22 protein-coding genes are annotated in these 17443 nt (G+C 63.1%); 9 read left to right on the top strand and 13 right to left on the bottom strand.

Annotated elements, in window-relative coordinates; genetic code table 11:
* Positions 1-20: 20 nt before the first annotated feature.
* From ACVWWD_RS05365 to ACVWWD_RS05350, 4 genes are read left to right on the top strand one after another with little or no spacing between them, the layout of a single operon-like run.
* Positions 21-677 carry a glutathione S-transferase family protein gene (locus tag ACVWWD_RS05365; RefSeq protein ID WP_352550706.1) on the top strand — a complete coding sequence of 219 codons (657 nt, stop codon included), beginning with the start codon at positions 21-23 and terminating at the stop codon, positions 675-677.
* A 5-nt stretch (positions 678-682) separates the two neighbouring features.
* Positions 683-1006, top strand: a complete 324-nt coding sequence (locus tag ACVWWD_RS05360) for an ArsR/SmtB family transcription factor (RefSeq protein ID WP_031241517.1) — start codon at positions 683-685, stop codon at positions 1004-1006.
* Positions 1007-1019: 13 nt separating this feature from the next.
* Positions 1020-1391, top strand: a complete 372-nt coding sequence (locus tag ACVWWD_RS05355; protein WP_352550704.1) for a nuclear transport factor 2 family protein — start codon at positions 1020-1022, stop codon at positions 1389-1391.
* Between the two features lie 17 nt (positions 1392-1408).
* Positions 1409-1873: an SRPBCC family protein gene (locus ACVWWD_RS05350; RefSeq protein WP_352550702.1), complete on the top strand. Its 465-nt coding sequence runs from the start codon at positions 1409-1411 to the stop codon at positions 1871-1873.
* A 26-nt stretch (positions 1874-1899) separates the two neighbouring features.
* Here the strand turns inward: ACVWWD_RS05350 and ACVWWD_RS05345 are convergent, their stop codons facing one another.
* The 3 genes from ACVWWD_RS05345 to ACVWWD_RS05335 all read right to left on the bottom strand — a co-directional run bounded on the left by ACVWWD_RS05345 (position 1900) and on the right by ACVWWD_RS05335 (position 3719).
* Positions 1900-2163 (bottom strand): ArsR/SmtB family transcription factor, encoded by a 264-nt coding sequence (locus ACVWWD_RS05345; RefSeq protein WP_352550700.1) that lies wholly within the window; start codon positions 2161-2163, stop codon positions 1900-1902.
* Between the two features lie 31 nt (positions 2164-2194).
* On the bottom strand, positions 2195-3442 hold the full coding sequence (locus tag ACVWWD_RS05340; protein WP_023773971.1) for an MFS transporter: 1248 nt from the start codon (positions 3440-3442) through the stop codon (positions 2195-2197).
* An 82-nt stretch (positions 3443-3524) separates the two neighbouring features.
* The gene (locus ACVWWD_RS05335; protein WP_023773972.1) at positions 3525-3719 is read right to left on the bottom strand and encodes a DUF1192 domain-containing protein; all 195 of its coding nucleotides are present in this window, start codon (positions 3717-3719) and stop codon (positions 3525-3527) included.
* Between the two features lie 122 nt (positions 3720-3841).
* Between ACVWWD_RS05335 and ACVWWD_RS05330 the strand changes: the two genes are divergently transcribed.
* The 3 genes from ACVWWD_RS05330 to ACVWWD_RS05320 all read left to right on the top strand — a co-directional run bounded on the left by ACVWWD_RS05330 (position 3842) and on the right by ACVWWD_RS05320 (position 6247).
* Positions 3842-4852: an NAD(P)H-quinone oxidoreductase gene (locus ACVWWD_RS05330; protein ID WP_352550698.1), complete on the top strand. Its 1011-nt coding sequence runs from the start codon at positions 3842-3844 to the stop codon at positions 4850-4852.
* 201 nt (positions 4853-5053) lie between these two features.
* On the top strand, positions 5054-5194 hold the full coding sequence (locus tag ACVWWD_RS05325) for a DUF1127 domain-containing protein (RefSeq protein ID WP_352550696.1): 141 nt from the start codon (positions 5054-5056) through the stop codon (positions 5192-5194).
* Between the two features lie 360 nt (positions 5195-5554).
* Positions 5555-6247 (top strand): DUF1013 domain-containing protein, encoded by a 693-nt coding sequence (locus ACVWWD_RS05320; protein ID WP_023773976.1) that lies wholly within the window; start codon positions 5555-5557, stop codon positions 6245-6247.
* A gap of 64 nt (positions 6248-6311) precedes the next feature.
* Here ACVWWD_RS05320 and ACVWWD_RS05315 read toward each other — a convergent pair whose 3' ends face one another.
* From ACVWWD_RS05315 to ACVWWD_RS05300, 4 genes are all read right to left on the bottom strand, one after another.
* Positions 6312-7031: a helix-turn-helix transcriptional regulator gene (locus tag ACVWWD_RS05315; RefSeq protein ID WP_013529238.1), complete on the bottom strand. Its 720-nt coding sequence runs from the start codon at positions 7029-7031 to the stop codon at positions 6312-6314.
* Between the two features lie 72 nt (positions 7032-7103).
* Positions 7104-7511 carry a hypothetical protein gene (locus tag ACVWWD_RS05310; RefSeq protein ID WP_352550694.1) on the bottom strand — a complete coding sequence of 136 codons (408 nt, stop codon included), beginning with the start codon at positions 7509-7511 and terminating at the stop codon, positions 7104-7106.
* A gap of 66 nt (positions 7512-7577) precedes the next feature.
* Positions 7578-8168, bottom strand: a complete 591-nt coding sequence (locus ACVWWD_RS05305; protein ID WP_352550692.1) for a DJ-1/PfpI family protein — start codon at positions 8166-8168, stop codon at positions 7578-7580.
* A gap of 84 nt (positions 8169-8252) precedes the next feature.
* Positions 8253-8420 carry a hypothetical protein gene (locus ACVWWD_RS05300; protein ID WP_015315361.1) on the bottom strand — a complete coding sequence of 56 codons (168 nt, stop codon included), beginning with the start codon at positions 8418-8420 and terminating at the stop codon, positions 8253-8255.
* Positions 8421-8685: 265 nt separating this feature from the next.
* Here ACVWWD_RS05300 and ACVWWD_RS05295 point away from each other — a divergent pair, with 265 nt between their 5' ends.
* Both ACVWWD_RS05295 and ACVWWD_RS05290 read left to right on the top strand, forming a co-directional pair.
* Positions 8686-9639 (top strand): ring-cleaving dioxygenase, encoded by a 954-nt coding sequence (locus ACVWWD_RS05295; RefSeq protein ID WP_457102941.1) that lies wholly within the window; start codon positions 8686-8688, stop codon positions 9637-9639.
* Between the two features lie 116 nt (positions 9640-9755).
* Positions 9756-9917 carry a hypothetical protein gene (locus tag ACVWWD_RS05290; protein ID WP_015315363.1) on the top strand — a complete coding sequence of 54 codons (162 nt, stop codon included), beginning with the start codon at positions 9756-9758 and terminating at the stop codon, positions 9915-9917.
* 25 nt (positions 9918-9942) lie between these two features.
* On the opposite strand, the gene ACVWWD_RS05285 is transcribed toward ACVWWD_RS05290, so the two are convergent.
* From ACVWWD_RS05285 to gap, 6 genes are all read right to left on the bottom strand, one after another.
* Positions 9943-10659, bottom strand: coding sequence for an SGNH/GDSL hydrolase family protein (locus tag ACVWWD_RS05285; RefSeq protein WP_023784533.1), 717 nt, complete (start codon positions 10657-10659; stop codon positions 9943-9945).
* Between the two features lie 144 nt (positions 10660-10803).
* The gene (locus ACVWWD_RS05280) at positions 10804-11547 is read right to left on the bottom strand and encodes a DUF899 domain-containing protein (RefSeq protein WP_352550688.1); all 744 of its coding nucleotides are present in this window, start codon (positions 11545-11547) and stop codon (positions 10804-10806) included.
* 173 nt (positions 11548-11720) lie between these two features.
* Positions 11721-12746, bottom strand: coding sequence for a class I fructose-bisphosphate aldolase (locus ACVWWD_RS05275; RefSeq protein ID WP_023773982.1), 1026 nt, complete (start codon positions 12744-12746; stop codon positions 11721-11723).
* A 145-nt stretch (positions 12747-12891) separates the two neighbouring features.
* Positions 12892-14088 (bottom strand): phosphoglycerate kinase, encoded by a 1197-nt coding sequence (locus ACVWWD_RS05270; protein ID WP_352550686.1) that lies wholly within the window; start codon positions 14086-14088, stop codon positions 12892-12894.
* A 157-nt stretch (positions 14089-14245) separates the two neighbouring features.
* Positions 14246-16126: a potassium/proton antiporter gene (locus tag ACVWWD_RS05265; RefSeq protein WP_023784536.1), complete on the bottom strand. Its 1881-nt coding sequence runs from the start codon at positions 16124-16126 to the stop codon at positions 14246-14248.
* Positions 16127-16312: 186 nt separating this feature from the next.
* Positions 16313-17323 (bottom strand): type I glyceraldehyde-3-phosphate dehydrogenase, encoded by a 1011-nt coding sequence (gene gap / locus ACVWWD_RS05260; protein WP_023773985.1) that lies wholly within the window; start codon positions 17321-17323, stop codon positions 16313-16315.
* Between the last annotated feature and the right edge of the window lie 120 nt (positions 17324-17443).

The following is a 17443-nucleotide window of genomic DNA, read 5'->3' as shown; positions in this document are numbered from 1 at the left end:
CAGAACAGATGAGCACAAGAATGTCCCTGACGCTGCATTTCCATCCGCTGGCCTCCTTCTGCTGGAAGCCGCTGATCGCGCTCTATGAGAACGCCACGCCATTTGCGTCTGTCGTCGTCGATCTAGGCGATGAGCAATCGCGCGCGGCCTTTCTGAAGGTTTCGCCGACCGGCAAGATGCCGGCGCTGCGCGACGACGCGCGTGACCGGACGGTGCTGGAATCGACCATCGTCGTGGAATATCTGGCCGCGCACTATCCGGGACCGGCCGAACTCATTCCAGCCGACGTCGACCTGGGGCTGGCTGTCCGCCAAGCCGACCGCTTCTATGATTTCTATGTGCAGGAGCCGATGCAGAAGATCGTCGGCGACAGGTTGCGGCCCCTCGACAACACCGATCCATTCGGTGTCGAACAGGCGCGGAGCCAGTTGCGCAATTCCTACGCCATCATCGAACGGGAGATGCAGTCGAGCGAATGGGCTGTGGGCGATGCCTTCACCATGGCCGATTGCGCGGCGTCTCCGGCGCTCTTCTATGCCAACAAGGTCGAACCGTTCGGCGATAGGTATCCCGCCGTGAAGCGCTATCACGACCGCCTGCTGCGGCGCGCCGCCTTCGCCAGGGTGATCGAGGAGGCGCAGCCTTACTTCAAGTTCTTTCCCTACAACAACGGCTGATCGCAATGTTGCACGATCCCGCCCAACTCGACCTGATGTTCCAGGCGCTCGCCGATCCGGCGCGGCGGCAGATGGTCGACCGGCTATCACGCGGCCCGGCGTCGGTGAGCCAGTTGGCCGAGCCGCTGGCGATGTCGCTGTCGGCGGTGATCCAGCACCTCAATCTCCTGGAGGCGAGCGGCCTCGTGCGCACGCAAAAGGTGGGACGGGTGCGCACCTGCCAGATCGAGCCGAAGGCACTGCGCGCGGCCGAGCACTGGATCAACGAGCGGCGTCTCTCATGGGAACGCCGGCTGGATAGGCTCGGCGACTTTCTTGCGGAGAAATGAAGAGGAGCATGCCATGTCAAAGAGAAAATCCGATCTGGTCCGCGGCTATTTCGCGGCCTTTCAGGCCGGCGACCGCGCCGTCATGGAGGCGGCCCTGGCCGACGATTTCACCTTCACCAGCCCCTATGACGACGCCATCGATCGCAAGGCCTATTTCGAGCGCTGCTGGCCGAACGGCAAGCTGTTCCGGTCGATGACGATCGAGCGGATCTGCGAAGACGGCAATGACGTATTCGTTCGATACAGCTGCGAGACGCTTGAAGGAAAGACCTTTCGCAACACCGAACTGCATTCGTTTCGCGGCGACGAGTTGCGCAGCGTCGAGGTCTATTTCGGCGCGAGCTATCGCGGTGGCACCTTCATTCCGCAGAATCCATCAAGCTGACCAACGAGGACCCAACCGTGACCGAACGTTCCGTCGTTCATTCCACTTTTGTCATCGAGCGCTTCTATCCGGCCGCGCCGGCGAAAGTCTTCTTCGCGCTTAGCAACCCTGACGCCAAGCGACAATGGTTCACCGATCCAGACAATCCCATGCCTGGCCGCTTCGAGATGGACTTTCGCGTCGGCGGCAAGGAGATCAACGCTGGTGGGCCAAAGGATGGGCCGATGCATGTCTACACCGCCACCTATCAGGACATCGTGCAGGATCAGCGCATCGTCTACAGCTACGACATGCTGTTCGGCAATATCAGAATTTCGGTGTCGCTGGCCACGATCGAACTTTTTGCCGAGGACAAGGGCACGCGCCTGGTGCTGACCGAGCAGGGCGCTTTCCTCGATGGCCATGACACGTCCGACACACGCGAGCATGGGACCAGGGTGTTGGTCGATCTGCTCGGCAAGTTTTTGCGGATGGAAACCTAAATATTGTGGCTGCCGATCGAAGAGGATCAGGCTTCCCAGAATTGATCGAGCCAGATGTTGAGTCTGAGGAAGCCGGCATTGCTCACCATATAGACACGGCGCGTGCCTTCAGCCTTGGCATTGACCAGTCCGGCGTCGAGCAACACTTTCAGATGCTGTGATACCGCCGGGCGGGAGACTGGCAGCCCGGCCGCCAATTCGTTGACGGTCTTCGGACCGCGTCGAAGTTCTTCCAGAAGATGGCGCCGATTGGGGTCGGCGATCGCCATGAAGGCGTCGGAAAACATCATGCCTCATTTGTGAGGCAAAGTTTTTCAAATCTCAACTGTTTGCTTCTGCTTTTCTTCTCGGATCGAGCCGCAATGCTTCGGGGGTCACCGAACGGTCGGCCGGCTGCGTCTTGAAGGCATCGCGATCTCCGATCGGCACCGGCGCGCGGCGGCTGATGCGCAGCAGCGTGTAGCCGGCCAGCGACAGATGCGCGAAGGCTGTCGCCAGGAACAGGCCCTCCGGGCGCATCCAGCCCATCAGGGCGGCGGCCAGCAATGGCCCGATCATGGTGCCGAAGCCGTAAAGCAGCAGCAGCCCGCCCGATACCTTGACGAAATCTTCCGACCGGGCGTGGTCGTTGGCATGCGCCACGGCGATCGAATAGAGCGTGTAGGCGAAAGCGCCATAGGCGGCGGTGAAGACGAGGACGAAGACCGCCGAGCGCGGCTCGAACAGGAAGATGAGAAGCGCAAACAGCGCCGCGCCGAAGGCGGCACCGGCCAGCACGAAACGGCGGTCGGTCTTGTCGGAGAGGCGCCCGGCCGGAAGTTGCATGGCAGCACCGGCGACGACCACCAGGCTCATCATCAAGGCGATTTCGGCCGTGGAGATACCGATGCGCGCGCCGTAGACGGCGCCGAGCGTGCCCCAGGCGCCGTTGGCGATGCCGATCAAAAGGCAAGCGATCGCCGACACCGGCGAGTTGGCGTAGAGTCCCTTGACGTCGAGCTTGACGTCCTGCAGCGGCTTGGGATGCGAGGCGGTCGACACCGCGGTCGGGATCAGTGACAGGCAAAACAGGATGCCGGTGATCATGAACAACGACGCCGATTTCACGTCGCCGCCGGCGACGATCATCTGGCCGCCCATGATCGAGGCATAGGTGACCATCATGTAAAGGCCGAAGACGGTGCCGCGGTTCTCGTTGGTGGCCTTTTCGTTCAGCCAGCTCTCGATGACCATGAAGGCGCCGGCCATGGTAAAACCGGTGAAGGCACGCAGCAGGATCCAGATATATTCGTCGATGACCAGGCCCGTGAGCAGTGCCACGATGGCGCCGGACGCGGCAAAGGCGCCGAAGGCGCGCACATGTCCGGCGCGGCGCACTATGCGCGGCGCAAAGAAACAGCCGGTGACGAAGCCGCCGGCCCAGGCCGTGCCCATCAGGCCGAGCGAAGCGGTCGAGAACCCTTCCACCTGGCCGCGCAAGGGCAACAGCAGCCCGTGCAGTCCCGATGCAGCCAGAAGAAAGGCAGTGCCGCGAAGCAGGGAAAGGATCGGTCTGTAGGCTGCGAGCATTTTTTGATCCGGCTGGGGACTGGGCGGGACGCGATTTGAAGACAGTCGCATTCGGGCTTTTCGGCGGCGACCTAGGGATTTTTTATCCGCGGCGGAACAGCGCCTCGGCAGCCGACTTGGTGGTGTCCTTGGTCTTGAGTTCGGCCTCCAGCCGGGAGATCTCGTCGCGCAGGATGCCGATGCGCTCGGACAGTTCACCGACGGAAAGCAGCGACAGGTCTTGCCCGATCTCGTGCGGACGTGCCTTCTTCTTGGGTTCGTCGTCGAAGATCGCCATGGTTGCTCCTCCTCCGCCAGACCAGATTGGCCATTTGCCTGATTTGGCAATGAGCATACATAGGGCAAGGACGTCGATGCAAACAGCCGGTAAGAGTGCGGCGAGGAAAGACGGAAAACTTCATGGCGAGCGGACAGAAAATTCCGGCACGGATGACGGCGATCGCTATCTCGGAGCCGGGTGGCCCACGGGTGCTGAAACCGGAAACGCGCGACGTACCGCAGCCCGGCCCCGGCGAAATCCTGATCAAGGTGCATGCCGCCGGCGTCAACCGGCCGGACGTGCAACAGCGCAAGGGGGCCTACCCGCCTCCGCCCGGTGCATCGGACCTGCCGGGCCTCGAGGTGTCGGGAGAAGTGGCGGCCCTTGGTGACCAGATATCGCGCTGGCGCATCGGGGACAGGGTCTGCGCGCTCACGCCCGGCGGCGGCTATGCCGAATATGTCAGGGTTCATGCAGGCAGCGTTCTGCCACTGCCGGCGGGCTTCACCCACACGGAAGCGGCGGCGGTGCCGGAAAACTATTTCACCGTCTGGCACAATGTGTTCGAACGGGGCGGCCTGAAGAAGGGTGAGACACTGCTCGTCCATGGCGGCTCGTCCGGCATCGGCACCACCGCGATCCAGCTCGCCTCGGTCTTCGGCGCTTATGTGATCACCACCGCCGGATCCCAGGAGAAATGCGACGCCTGCCTGAAGATCGGTGCCGACCGTGCGATCAATTACCGCGAGCAGGATTTCGTCACCGCGGTCAAGGAGGCGACCGAAGGCCGAGGCGCCAACGTCATCCTCGATATGGTCGGTGGCGATTATGTCCAGCGAAACTACGAGGCCGCCGCTGTCGAGGGCCGGATCGTGCAGATCGCGGTTCAGGCAGGTGCTGTCGCCAGTGCCGATTTTTCCAAGATCATGGTCAAGCGACTGACCCATACGGGCTCCACGCTCAGGCCGCGCACCGTCGAATTCAAGGCGGCGATCGCGGCGGCGCTGGAGGCACAGGTGTGGCCTCTGCTGGGCACTCGGAAGGTGGCACCGGTGATGGACATGATCTACCCGCTCACCGACGCCTGGCGCGCGCATGAGCGGATGGAGGAGGGCGAACATATCGGCAAGATCGTGCTCGACGTCGGCTAACACGCCAGCATTTTCGGCTCGGCCTGACCGGATATCGACACGGTCCGGCCAGCGCCCTTCGCCCCTGCTTACAAGATGAACAGAAACTTAATGGTGCAATGCAGCATTTGCATCATTGCTATGCAAAATCGGCTGTTCAAGTCCCGCTCGATGATCACTATTTGAGCATCATGGAAACGAACCCAATTCAGGAGGACCACCATGAACCCGATCCGTGCTTTCCGTAACTGGCGCATGTACAACGAGACCCTTCGCGAACTGAACCGCCTCAACGCACGTCAGCTCAGCGACCTGGGCATCAACCGCGGCGACATCGAGCGGATCGCCCGTCAGGCGATCTGATTGCAAGCGCGACCCGCCGAATGGCAGGGTCGCAATGCAGAGCCGCCGCAGACGCTTGTCGTCGCCGGTTCCAAACCCGCCGGACCCTGTCCGGCGGGTTTTGTCTTTTGGAGCTTTGGATTCATCTCGGCTCCGGCGTGATTTGCCATGGCGCTCCGCAGCAAGTGCCATGGCAGGGTTTGGACCGCCGTGGCAAACGTTAGCGCTACCGCTGCGTTGGCTGGTTAGGTCGTTTCCAGCTCTTCCAAAAACGTTGCGAAAGCAGTCTGGAACGGTTATACAGGCCGCGAATTTCCCATTTTGGTGGCTCTAAAACCACCGCCCGCGCGGGAACGCGGGCGAACGAGAAGGATTTTGCACATGGCCAATACGCTGCTGATGCCCAAGGCGACCGCCGTCTGGCTGGTCGACAACACCGCGCTTTCCTTCGAGCAGATCGCGCAGTTCTGCGGGCTGCATCCGCTCGAGGTAAAGGCGATCGCCGACGGTGAATCAGCGCAAGGCATCAAGGGCATGGATCCGATCATGACCGGCCAGCTGACCCGCGACGAGATCGCGCGCGCCGAGAAGGATCCGAACCAGCGCCTGAAGCTTTCCGATCCCAAGGTGCGGGTGCCTGAATCCAAGCGCAAAGGCCCGCGCTATACGCCGCTGTCGAAGCGCCAGGACCGGCCGAACGCCATTCTGTGGCTGGTGCGCAATCATCCCGAACTGAAGGACGCGCAGATTTCGCGCCTCGTCGGCACCACCAAGTCGACAATCGAGCAGATCCGCGAACGCAAACACTGGAATTCGGCCAATCTGCAGCCGATGGACCCGGTGACGCTGGGTCTCGCCTCGCAGATCGACCTAGATATGGAAGTCAACCGCGCCTCGCGCGGCCGCGAGCAGGCGCAGCCGGTCGGCGACACGCTGCTGCCGGCGGCATTGACCGAGCGGTTGGTGCCTGCACCGGAGAAGCCGAAGGACGAGGATGCGGAGCTCGATGCAAACGCCGTCTTCGCCAAGCTGTCGGCGCTGAAGTCGAAGGACACCGATACCGACGAGGAATAGGCTTTTCGCCAACGCAACAAAATAGCCCGCTTCGAGCGGGCTTTTTTGTGCGGTCCGGCAAGTCTCAGCTTCGCGCCGCGCGGTCGGGCGCCATGCCGTAGTCCTCGCTGCGCTCCACCGCCCGGTAGAAATCGGCAAGCTGCTTGCCGCGCTCCGGCTTGAAGATTCGGCCGGCGATGACCACGGAGGCAATGCGGTCGATGCGGAAGGCGCGGAAATCATCGCGCATCTCGCACCAGGCGACCAGCGTCCACACCTTGCCCCAGAACCACAGGCCGAGCGGCCTGATATCGCGCGCGGTGCCGCGGCCGGCTTCGTCCGAATAGTCGATGGTCAGCACCTGGCGCTTTTCGACCGCGCGCTCGATCAGGTCGATCGCCTCGCGGGCGGCATCGCTGACCACCCACATCGGCGTGTGGATCTCGGTGCGGGCAATGCGGTCCTTCTCGGCATCGGGCAGCACGGCACCGATCTTGACCAGTGCCTCGTCGGCGGCCCGCGCCATGGCGGCGCCGCCAAAGGCGCGCACCATGCGTGCGCCTGCCACCAGCGCCACGATCTCGTCACGCGTGAACATCAGCGGCGGAAGGTCGAAACCCTCCCTCATCATGTAGCCAACGCCAGCCTCGCCGTCGATCGGCACCCCGGTCGACTGCAGGTCGGCTATGTCGCGGTAGATGGTTCGCTCGGAAACCTCGAGCCATGTGCCGAGCTTCTGAGCGGTGACCAGACGGCCACCTCGCAGATGCTGCACAATCTGAAAGAGCCTGTCGGCGCGGCGCATCGTTTGCTTCCCCAGTGTTTTTCCCATGCATGCCGTGGCTCCCTGACCGGATCCACTTCCACATGACATGCATTACGGTTTCAGCCCTTCGCGCTTGCGCTGCGCGGCGACGAATTCCGCGCCGAAGGACAGTTTCCTCGTTGTCGGCGTCTTCGCATCGAGCACGCGCCAGAAGGGAGCGACGCCGCTGAGCATCATGCCGCGCTCGAGATCCTCCTTGGCAGCCTCGGCGACCGTACGCAGATGATAGCCCATGGTGACCGGGCATGTCACTTCGGCGCCATGCTCGATGGCAAGGGCCGTGCGCAGCGCGCGAACGTCCATCTCGACGCCTTCGGGGATGGAGCGGATGAAATCGTCGACCTGGCGCGCGGTCGGAACCAGCATGGGCTGGCCTTCGATAATGTCCCCTACGGTGCGCGGCGTTGGCTTCACGCCGTTGATACCAGGCGTGTTCAGCCTGTCGGTCCAGTTTTTCATAGATCGTCCTCTCGGCCGGCCATGCGCATTATCCCACCATCGCACGCACCTCCTGACAGCATACTGTCAGGAGGCTTCAGTATACTCCTTGGCGAACATGGTCCGCATCTGCGCGAGTTCGCTGCCTTTTTCCGGATAGAGCGTCTGCAGGAAGGCAAGGGCGAAAGTGCCGGGCGCCGAACCTGGCGCGGACACGATTTTGCCGTCGGCCACGGCATGTGGCACATCCTGATAATTGCCGTCGCCGGCATAGCCGGGCTCGTGACCGCTGATCCAATCACGGCCATTGCTGGTGTGCTTGGCGTTCTCGAACATGCCGGCTCGGGCCAGCGCCAGCGTTCCCGCACAGATGCCACCAACGACACCGCCGCGCGATGCGACAGCCATCAGCAGTTCGGCAGCATCCGGCGGTGCCTTGCTCGCCCAGTGGTCGGAACCGATAACGGCCACGGCATCGACATCGGTATTCTCATCGATGCTGGCCGAGCGGTCTGGCGTCAGCTTAAAACCGCTGATTCCGGTCACCGGCTTGCCGTCGGGCGTCAGCGATACGGCGCGAGCGCCGAACCATTCGACCGCCGAGGCCGCCAGCAGCCCATACTCCCAGTCGGCAAAACCTTCGATAAACAGAAAGCCGATTGTCTTCTGATCGGGCATGAGCTCGCTCCATCCCTCGCGCGCCGGATTTGATATCTGGGTGCTGACGCGTGAGCATCCAGATGCTGCGTTGAAAATTTCGTCTCAATTGCCGTGATGTCGACGCTCGGCATACATGTCTGGCCAGCCGATATCCTTGCGAATGTCGGCGGGAAGCGCGTTCATGAACCGCTGGGTCCGGATCTCGTTTCGCATCGTGCGGATCTTGCCGACATAATGCTGCATGCCGCGCAGAATGGTAAAACCGTTCATGACCAATCTCCTCTCTCTAACCGGAGACACTATCGCACACCCCTCCTGACAGCAGTCTGTCAGGAGGATGGCAGGTCGTGCGGCGACTGTTCCGTTCTTGTCGTGACGGGTCACGCGAGCGCGGATTGTTCATTAAAATAGAGCTAATCGGGGCGGTATTGTTCATAATTTGGTGACGGACTGTCGGGATAGGTGGCCTTCAGCGAAGTGACCGGAGTTCTGATATGAAAGTGGAAAATTCTTCCCCAAAAACAGGGAGACCACCATGAGCTTGCAACTGACAGGAATTCACCACCTGACCGCCATCACCGCCAATGCGCCCGGTAATCTTCACTTCTACACGAAGGTGCTGGGGCTGCGGCTGGTCAAGAAGACAGTGAACCAAGACGATACCTCGGCCTACCATCTCTTTTACGCCGACGGCGACGCAACGCCGGGTACCGACCTCACCTTCTTCGACTGGCCGATCGGCCGCGAACGGCGCGGCACCCATAGCATCGCGAGGACCAGCCTCAGGGTCGGCAGCCAGGAGAGCCTTGGCTGGTGGAAGCAGCACCTTGCCAGCGAAGGCATCGTGACAGGAGAGACTGCCGATGTCGGCGGCTACAAGTCGCTGGATTTCGAGGATCCCGAAGGCCAGCGCCTGAGGCTCGTCAGCGATGGCGGCAAGGGCGGCAGCCATCCCTGGACGAAAAGCCCGGTACCGGCCGAGCATCAGATCCGCGGACTTGGGCCGATCGTTATCAGTGTTCCCGACATCACCAACACCGAGGCGGTGCTGACCGAGGTGATGAACATGCGCAAGGTCCGCGACTATGCTTCGCCCGACGGCGAGGGCCAGGTCCACGTCTTCGAAATGGGCGCGGGCGGGCCGGCGGCGGAGCTTCATGTGGCCGTGCAACCTGGGCTGGCACCCGCAAGGCAGGGCGCCGGTGCGGTTCACCATGTCGCCTTCAGGGCGCCAGACGAGGAGACGCTGCATCAGTGGACAGGGCGCCTGGCCGAATTCCGGCTGCCGTCAAGCGGCGAGGTCGAGCGCTATTACTTCCGCTCGCTCTATTTCCGTGAGCCGAACGGCATCCTGTTCGAGATTGCCACCGACGGGCCAGGGTTCACCGCCGACGAGCCGCTGGAGACGTTGGGCGAAAGCCTTGCCCTGCCACCGTTCCTGGAGGCAAAACGCGCATCGATCGAGGCTGGCCTCAAGCCGCTGAAGTAGATTGCTGCGCGGTCAAGGCGTGCGTCGCGTTCCAGTTCGGGTTCGCGGCGCCTTTTCTTTCCCGGAGACCGAACGAACCGCTTTGACAGGCGCAAGCGTTGCTGGTCAAAGGCAGCATGACGAAACTCCTCGCCCTTGTCATCGTCGGGTTCATGGTCATCCAGCTCATCAAGCCGCTCGGCTGGCCGGGGCTCAGGCGCCGCGGCGACTTCTGGAAATTGGCATTGCTCGCCATGGCGGCGATCTCGCTGGCGGCCGTGCTCGGGCACTTGACATAGGGCCTGGTGACAGCGCGGTCGCTCTTCAGTCGGCAAGCACTGGGCCGACGAGATGTTCCGCCCAAGCCCGGTAGCCGGCCTCCGAGGCATGAAACCCGTCGGAAGCAAAACCGGCCTCGGGGTTGGTGATCGGCAGGCGCGGCGCCGGCACCGCGCCGCGCTCCAGGCAGAGCCGTTCGCCCATCCGGTTCACCGCGGTGGCGCGGATCTCGAGGATCTTGCCGAGCGGCGACGGCATGGCCGGCGCACGCGTGAACTCCAGCACCGGCGACCATACCACGCGCGACTCCGGCCATTTGGCGCGCAGCGCGTAAAGCAGGCCGCCGAACTCCTTCTTGAAGCGCGGCACGGAATGAAAGTTCTTGGTGTCGTTGGTGCCGATGGCGAGCACGATATGCGTCCACGGATCAGCCGACAGATTGGGCAGGACATGGTCGCGGATCTGACCGGATGTCGCCGAATTGAAGCCGGCGGCACGCCAGCGCACAGCGCTGCCGGTGCGCTGCGCAATCATGACCGCAAGCTGCGCGGCAAGTCCGTTTTCGGAATTGCCGATGCCGACCGAGGCGGCGGAGGAATCGCCCAGCACCAACAGCGAGATTGCCGGAGGCTGGCCCGAGATCTCGTGCATGACCGGTCCCCGCGCCGGCAGCATGCGCGAGGTGCGGCGGCGGACACCCAATCCCTGCCAGACATAGATCGGGAAGGCGAGCCAGGTGAGGAAGGTCGGAAAGCGTCGCATCTGGTCCATTGAACTGGTTTTCGACCAGCATTTAACGCATGTCGCGAGAGAGGTGAACGAGCATTTCCGGCGAAAACAGGATCGCCTCGAACGCTCTACCCCTGTGTTTTACGCAATTCCGGAGGCGCTCCGCACTTTTGCTGGTCAGCCATCGTGGCAATCGCGCTCCGCTTGCGGCTCGCCTGCATATTCGTCATGAAGCCGCACCCAATCCATCAGATTGCGGTAGAGGCCGGTCTCATCGCGGCCCTTCGGCGTCAGGTCCAGATAGTGGTAGGCGCCGATCAGTTGTTCGCCGCCGCGGGCACGCGAAACGAAGGTCAGGAAAATGTCGCCGTTCTCGTCCCTGTAGAAAACGCTGGCGCCCGGAAGCTCCTTCGATGTCCGGGGTCGGGTCTCGAAATTGTAGGTGGTGTCGCCAGCCGCGATCTGCCTGTCGGTGAAGGAAACCTGCATATCGAAGTTGAAATCAGACGCATAGGACGACACCCAGTCGAACTTCCAGCCCATGCGCTGCTTGTAGGCTAGAAGCTCTTCCAGCGGCGCGCGCGAGATCACGACCAGCGATACGTCGTGGTGCATGAGGTGCTGGTTGGCACCGTCGATATGATCGGCAAGAAAGGAGCAGCCTTCGCAATGATTGACGCAGCCCGGCACGAACATGAAATGGTAGACGATCAGCTGGCTGTTGGCGCCAAACAGATCGGCAAGTTTCTTCGGCCCCCGTTCGGTCTCGAAGACGTAGTCCTTGCGGATTTTCAACCAGGGCAGTTCGCGCCGCTCGGCCGCGACGCGCTCGCGAAGCCGCGTCAGTTCCTTCTCGCGGGCCAGATGTGCCTTATGAGCCTCGAACCATTCTTCGCGCGAAACGACCTTGTTGCGATGCATGAACTTCTCCCTGTCTGCACCCCAAGGACGTACGGGATGGGCTCGCCCCGACATCGCCGCTGTCAGGAATGCCCGGAGAAAATAAGAATTCGGATGCCTTGACCCAAGGCCGGTGCGCCAAAACAAAACCCGGGCATGTCGGCCCGGGTTTGAAGGGAAGGATAGCAGGGGCTTCAGGCAGCCTGTTCCAGGCTCGCCTTCCATTTCCCAAGTGCCGCCAGGTGGTTCATGTGGGCGCGGTGGGTGAAGGCGGCCTGGCCGGCGGCGATGTTCGAGGGCTTGCCGCTCCATGCCTTCTGCGGGGCGGCCTGCAGCGCGCGGCCATAGGAGAAAGTCAGCTTCCACGGATGCTGGCCGATGGCGTTGATGGCATTGAGGTTGGCGGTCGCCTCCTCGTCCTCCTGGCCGCCCGAGAGGAAGGCAATGCCCGGCACCGCGGCCGGCACCGTCTCGCGGAACAGTTTTATCGTCTTCTCCGCGACTTGCTCAGGACTGTCCACCGTGCCGGACTTCTTGCCAGAAAGCACCATGTTGGGCTTCAGGATCGTGCCTTCGAGGACGACACCGGCAGCGTGGAGCTCGTCATAGAGCTTTATCAGCGTCGCCTTGGAGACCTCAAAACAAGTGTCGATGTCGTGAGCGCCGTCCATCAGCACTTCGGGCTCGACGATCGGCACGATGCCGGCCTCCTGGCAAAGTGCCGCATAGCGGGCAAGCGCATGGGTGTTCGAGTTGATCGAAGTGACCGAAGGCACGCCCTTGCCGGTATCGATGTCGATCACCGCGCGCCATTTGGCGAAGCGGGCCCCGAGCTTGTAATAGTCGGCAAGCCGCTCGCGCAGGCCGTCGAGGCCCTCGGTAATGGTGTCGCCGGGAAAGCCGGCCAGCGGCTTGGCGCCGGCATCGACCTTGATGCCTGGAATGGCGCCTGCCGCCTTGATGATATCGACCAGCGGAGTGCCGTCGGCGGCCTTCTGGCGAATGGTTTCGTCATAGAGGATAACGCCGGAAATGTATTTGGCCATCGCGTCCTTGGCGCGGAACATCATCTCGCGGTAATCGCGGCGGCTGTCGGGGGTAGACTCGACGCCGATGACGTCGAAGCGCTTCTTGATCGTGCCGGAGCTTTCATCAGCGGCCAGCAGGCCCTTGCCGTCGGCCACAATCGCCGCGGCAATGTCTTCGAGACGTTCGCTCATCATGCTTCTCCTAACCGGTTGGTATCGGCCAGCACGACACTACCGCCAAAGGAATGACGCCGGAAAGCTCGAATCGAGCGAAAGTGGCCGGCGCTGCCGCCAGTTCCCTTCGAGTTGATCGAATTGCCGGTGAGCCGTGGCGCCCTCAGCGCTTCAGCACGTCCACGCCGGGCAATGGCTTGCCTTCCATCCATTCCAGGAAGGCGCCGCCGGCGGTCGAGACATAGGTGAAGTCGTCAGCGACACCGGCGTGGTTCAACGCAGCCACGGTATCGCCGCCGCCGGCGACCGAAACCAGCTTGCCTGCCTTTGTGCGCGCTGCCGCATGCCTGGCCGCCGCCACCGTGGCGTGATCGAACGGCTCGATCTCGAAGGCGCCGAGCGGCCCGTTCCAGACCAGCGTCGCGGCGCGGTCGATCCACTCGCCGATCGTCGTCACGGTCCTGGCGCCGACATCGAGGATCATGCCATCGGCCGGCACGTCCGAGATGGCGACGGTCTCGCAGGCCGCACCCGCCTTGAATTCCTTGGCGACGACGCCGTCGACCGGCAGGATTATGGCGCAGCCGGCCTCTGCCGCTTCGATCATGATCTGCTTGGCGGTCGGAGCCAAGTCGTGCTCACACAGTGACTTGCCGACATCGGTGCCGCGCGCGGCGAGAAAGGTGTTGGCCATGCCGCCGCCGATGACCAGCGCATCGACCTTCTTCACCAGGTTCATCAACAGGTCGATCTTCGTCGAGACCTTGGCGCCGCCGACGATGGCAACGACCGGACGGACCGGGTTACCCAGGCCCTTTTCCAGGGCCTCGAGTTCGGCCTGCATGGTGCGGCCGGCGAAGGACGGCAAGAGGTGCGCCAGCCCTTCAGTTGACGAATGGGCACGGTGGGCGGCGGAAAAGGCATCGTTGACGAAGATGTCGCCATTGGCGGCGAGCCGTTCGGTAAAAGCGGAATCGTTCTTCTCTTCGGCCTTGTAGAAGCGGGTGTTTTCCAGGAGCAGCACGTCGCCCTTGTCCATGGCGGCGACAGCGCTGCCTGCCGTGTCGCCGATGCAGTCGGAGGCGAATGCAACGGGACGGCCGAGCACCTCGGCCGTCGCCCTGGCGATGGGCTCTAGCGAGAATTCGGGCGAGGGACCATCCTTGGGCCGACCGAAATGGGCGAGCAGGATGACCTTGGCGCCCTTGCCGGACAATTCGGCGATAGTTGGCGCGATGCGTTCGATGCGGGTGGCGTCGGAGACCTTGCCCTCGGTGACGGGAACGTTGAGGTCGACGCGCACCAGCACGCGCTTGCCGCTGATGTTGCCGATATCGTCCAGTGTCTTGAAGACAGCCATGCCGGTTCCTTTTCGTCTGAAATCGCCGGGACCATACCTCGCATCAACGACGATGCAAGGCTTGGCTGGGGCCAGGTGCGAAATTTTGAGGCGGACGGGGACATAAGTCCGTGAAGACCGCCCGGCCTATGTCGGGCGGGGCGAACGGTCGCCCGCGTCAGCTTTCGGCCGACGCTTTCTCGACCGGGGGCTCAGGGGCGTCATCCGCCTGTGTTGCCCCCCGCGCCCCAGCCGGCTTGCGCCAGTTGCGGATAAAGGCGGTGAGACGGTCGCCGATCTCGCCGGCGCTCAGGAACACAGGCACGCGCGCCACCGGCGCGGTCGGCTCGAAGGACAGGCCGAGCCCGGTGATTTTGCCCTTGTCGTCGACGTCGCGCACAATCAGCTCGATCGGACCAAGCAGCACGCGGTCGGCATATTCGGCATGGCCGCCGAGCCGCGCGGTGACCAGCGCACCGACGGTCTGTTTCTGCTCGGCCTCGCTGAGACCGGGCGCATAGGCGGCTTCCAGTTCGGCGGCGGAACGCGCCGGATCGACGGCGAAGGCGCCGAAGAAATCAGCATCCTCCGGATCGACGACGGCCCGGCTGGCGAACAGCTTGTCGAGCAGGCGGGGATAGCGATCGGGCACGAAGATGTAGACCTGATCGCCGGCGGCGAGCCGGCCCATGTCCTGGAAACGCATCGAGCGGCCGTCACGCAGCACCAGCGAGGGCCGCGCCCAGCGCGGGATGCGTTCGCCGCGCGCCACCGGACTGCCCGGCGCCACACGATAGGCAAGGAGTTCGTGATGCGCGGAGCCGGGCAGTTCCAGTTCGACCTTGTCCAGCGGTCCGAGCCGGGCCGGCACGATCAGGCCGAGGCGTCGCGCCAGCGGGCCGACGGTCCAGCCCTGGATGACCAGGGACACCAGAACGATGATGAAGGCGGCGTTGAAGATGGTGCGGCCGTTTTCCAGCCCGCCGAGCAGCGGTGTGATGGCGAGCAGGATGGATACGGCGCCGCGCAGGCCGACCCAGGAGACAAAGGCGACTTCGGGACGCGGCAGGCGGAAGGGGACAAGGCAGAGCCAGACCGCGACAGGACGGGCGACGAACATCAGGAACAGGCCAAGCGCTATCGCAGGCACCATGATCGCCGGAAATTGCGAGGGCGTCGCGAACAGGCCGAGGATGAGGAACATAATGATCTGCGCCAGCCACGACATGCCGTCCTGGAAGCGCTTCAGGATGGTGACAGCGCGGATGTCGGAATTGCCGGCGATGAGCCCGGCGATATAGACCGCCAGGAAGCCGGAGCCGCCGATGGCACCGGCGGCGGCAAAGACCATCAAGGACAAGGTCAGCACGAAGATCGGCAGCAGGCCATGGTCGAGGTTGAGCCGATCGACCAGGCGCACGATGGCGAGGCCGCCAAGCACGCCGACGATCGCGCCAAGCCCCATGTTTATGAGGAAGCCGAGGATCAGATTGGTGACCAGGACATTGGCTTCGGGGTTGGCGTGGGCGGCGATGATCTCGACCAGCGTGATGGTCAGGAAGATGGCGATCGGATCATTGGTGCCCGATTCAACCTCGAGCGTGGAGCGCACGCGCTCGCGCAGATTGATCTCGCCGGCGCGCAGCAGGAAGAACACCGCCGCCGCGTCGGTCGAAGCGACGGCTGCGCCGAGCAGGAAGGATTCCAGCCAGCTGAGGTCGAGCAGGTAGTAGGCGGCGGCGCCGAACAGACCGGTGGTGAGAAGGACGCCGAAGGTCGCCAGCGACAGGGCTGGTCCTGCCGCCTGCCGCAGGGCGTTGAGCGGCGTGCCGAAACCGGAATCGAACAGGATGACGGCGAGCGCCAGTGAGCCAGCAAAATAAGCGATGCGGGCATTGTCGAACTGGATGCCGAGGCCGTCGGTTCCAGTGGCGAGCCCGATGCACAGAAACAGGAGCAGGAGCGGGGCGCCAAAGCGGAAGGCGATCAGGCTCGAAAACGCCGCTGCGACAACAAGCGCCGTGCCGACCAGCGTAACGAGATAGATCGCATGCTCCATCCGTGATTTGCCCCTCGAATTCCTCTGCCTCCTGGCTTCGCGGCAGAGTGGGGCGAAGGCGTGACCAGTGCAAGGCGGGAGGGTGGTTTTTTGCCCGGCGCCGCCGATTTTCGCGCTGCTGCTCCGGCAGATGAAAACGCCCGGACGAAGCCGGGCGTTTCGAGTGTCGGGAAGATCGATCTTCGATCAGGCGATGGTCTTGCCGAAAGCGACGGCGGTGTCGCCCATGCGGTTGGAAAAGCCCCATTCATTGTCGTACCAGGACAGCACCGAAACGAAGTTGCCGTCCATCACCTTGGTCTGGTCGAGCGCCATGATCGAGGAACGCGGATCGTGATTGAAGTCGATCGACACGTTCGGGTGATGGGTGACGCCGAGGATGCCCTTCAGCTTGCCGTTGGAGGCGGCGATGACCGCCTCGTTGATTTCCTGCACCGTGGTCGAGCGCTTGGCGATGAACTTGAAGTCGACGACCGAGACGTTCGGCGTCGGCACGCGGATCGAGATGCCGTCGAGCTTGCCCTTGAGGTCGGGCAGGACGAGGCCGATCGCCTTGGCGGCGCCGGTCGAGGTCGGGATCTGCGACAGGGCGGCGGCGCGGGCGCGGTAGAGATCCTTGTGCATGGTGTCCAGCGTCGGCTGGTCGCCCGTGTAGGAATGGATCGTCGTCATCATGCCCTTTTCGATGCCGACCGTCTCATGCAGGACGGCCGCCAGCGGCGCCAGGCAGTTGGTGGTGCAGGACGCATTCGAGATGACGATGTGGTCCTTGGTCAGCTTGTCGTGGTTGATGCCGTAGACGACGGTCAAGTCAGCGCCGTCGGCGGGCGCCGAGACCAGCACGCGCTTGGCGCCGGCGGTCAGGTGCGCGGCTGCCTTGTCGCGGGCGGTGAAGATGCCGGTGCATTCGAGCGCGATGTCGATGCCGAGTTCCTTCCACGGCAACTGCGTCGGATCCTTGATCGCGGTGACCTTGAACTTTTCCTTGCCGACGGTGATCTGGTCGCCGTCGACCGACACTTCATGCGGAAAGCGGCCGTGCACGCTGTCAAAGCGCAGCAGGTGGGCGTTGGTCTCGACCGGGCCAAGATCGTTGACGGCGACGACATCGATGTCCTTGCGGCCGGACTCATGGATGGCGCGCAGGATGTTGCGGCCGATGCGGCCAAATCCGTTGATGGCAACTCTGACAGTCATTTTTCTCTCCCGGGGAGCTGGAGGGCAGACGATTGGTCCGCAGCTTCATAGCGGCGGATGGGCAAAGAATCCAGCCGCGGCGGACTGAATTTAAATCGATTAGGTTTAGCCAGCCCGGCG

It is taken from the genome of Mesorhizobium sp. URHB0026, from assembly GCF_054059755.1.
This window is presented reverse-complemented; position numbering and strand designations above follow the sequence as displayed.

Coding starts and splice junctions, on each gene's coding strand:
- ACVWWD_RS05330 (WP_352550698.1), top strand. CDS start 3,842: ATGGCGAGCGGACAGAAAATTCCGGCACGGATGACGGCGATCGCTATC.
- ACVWWD_RS05325 (WP_352550696.1), top strand. CDS start 5,054: ATGAACCCGATCCGTGCTTTCCGTAACTGGCGCATGTACAACGAGACC.
- ACVWWD_RS05305 (WP_352550692.1), bottom strand. CDS start 8,168: ATGCCCGATCAGAAGACAATCGGCTTTCTGTTTATCGAAGGTTTTGCC.
- ACVWWD_RS05300 (WP_015315361.1), bottom strand. CDS start 8,420: ATGAACGGTTTTACCATTCTGCGCGGCATGCAGCATTATGTCGGCAAG.
- ACVWWD_RS05320 (WP_023773976.1), top strand. CDS start 5,555: ATGGCCAATACGCTGCTGATGCCCAAGGCGACCGCCGTCTGGCTGGTC.
- ACVWWD_RS05340 (WP_023773971.1), bottom strand. CDS start 3,442: ATGCTCGCAGCCTACAGACCGATCCTTTCCCTGCTTCGCGGCACTGCC.
- ACVWWD_RS05315 (WP_013529238.1), bottom strand. CDS start 7,031: ATGCGCCGCGCCGACAGGCTCTTTCAGATTGTGCAGCATCTGCGAGGT.
- ACVWWD_RS05285 (WP_023784533.1), bottom strand. CDS start 10,659: ATGCGACGCTTTCCGACCTTCCTCACCTGGCTCGCCTTCCCGATCTAT.
- ACVWWD_RS05345 (WP_352550700.1), bottom strand. CDS start 2,163: ATGATGTTTTCCGACGCCTTCATGGCGATCGCCGACCCCAATCGGCGC.
- ACVWWD_RS05270 (WP_352550686.1), bottom strand. CDS start 14,088: ATGGCTGTCTTCAAGACACTGGACGATATCGGCAACATCAGCGGCAAG.
- gap (WP_023773985.1), bottom strand. CDS start 17,323: ATGACTGTCAGAGTTGCCATCAACGGATTTGGCCGCATCGGCCGCAAC.
- ACVWWD_RS05355 (WP_352550704.1), top strand. CDS start 1,020: ATGTCAAAGAGAAAATCCGATCTGGTCCGCGGCTATTTCGCGGCCTTT.
- ACVWWD_RS05365 (WP_352550706.1), top strand. CDS start 21: ATGTCCCTGACGCTGCATTTCCATCCGCTGGCCTCCTTCTGCTGGAAG.
- ACVWWD_RS05295 (WP_457102941.1), top strand. CDS start 8,686: ATGAGCTTGCAACTGACAGGAATTCACCACCTGACCGCCATCACCGCC.
- ACVWWD_RS05275 (WP_023773982.1), bottom strand. CDS start 12,746: ATGAGCGAACGTCTCGAAGACATTGCCGCGGCGATTGTGGCCGACGGC.
- ACVWWD_RS05360 (WP_031241517.1), top strand. CDS start 683: ATGTTGCACGATCCCGCCCAACTCGACCTGATGTTCCAGGCGCTCGCC.
- ACVWWD_RS05335 (WP_023773972.1), bottom strand. CDS start 3,719: ATGGCGATCTTCGACGACGAACCCAAGAAGAAGGCACGTCCGCACGAG.
- ACVWWD_RS05310 (WP_352550694.1), bottom strand. CDS start 7,511: ATGAAAAACTGGACCGACAGGCTGAACACGCCTGGTATCAACGGCGTG.
- ACVWWD_RS05290 (WP_015315363.1), top strand. CDS start 9,756: ATGACGAAACTCCTCGCCCTTGTCATCGTCGGGTTCATGGTCATCCAG.
- ACVWWD_RS05280 (WP_352550688.1), bottom strand. CDS start 11,547: ATGCATCGCAACAAGGTCGTTTCGCGCGAAGAATGGTTCGAGGCTCAT.
- ACVWWD_RS05265 (WP_023784536.1), bottom strand. CDS start 16,126: ATGGAGCATGCGATCTATCTCGTTACGCTGGTCGGCACGGCGCTTGTT.